This is a genomic window from Undibacterium sp. Ren11W (assembly GCF_049340485.1).
Lineage (GTDB): Bacteria > Pseudomonadota > Gammaproteobacteria > Burkholderiales > Burkholderiaceae_D > Undibacterium.
This window is the reverse complement of sequence record NZ_JBMPPB010000047.1, coordinates 1-255: the sequence shown is the minus strand read 5'-3', so window position 1 is coordinate 255 and position 255 is coordinate 1. Positions and strand designations below refer to the sequence as shown.

The following is a 255-nucleotide window of genomic DNA, read 5'->3' as shown; positions in this document are numbered from 1 at the left end:
TGACTACATGTACTGGTGTTGAAATGTTCCGTAAATTGCTGGATCAAGGTCAAGCAGGCGATAACGTTGGTGTCTTGTTGCGCGGTACTAAGCGTGAAGACGTTCAGCGTGGTCAGGTCTTGGCTAAGCCAGGTACAATCAAGCCGCATGATCATTTCACAGGCGAGATCTATGTTTTGTCTAAAGATGAAGGTGGTCGTCACACGCCATTCTTTAACAACTATCGTCCACAGTTCTACTTCCGTACTACGGACG

At 47.1% G+C, this 255-nt stretch carries 1 protein-coding gene; it reads left to right on the top strand.

Annotated elements, in window-relative coordinates; genetic code table 11:
• Positions 1-255 (top strand): EF-Tu/IF-2/RF-3 family GTPase (locus ACO0K8_RS22400; RefSeq protein WP_422948864.1); only part of this gene is annotated, 255 nt, incomplete at both ends.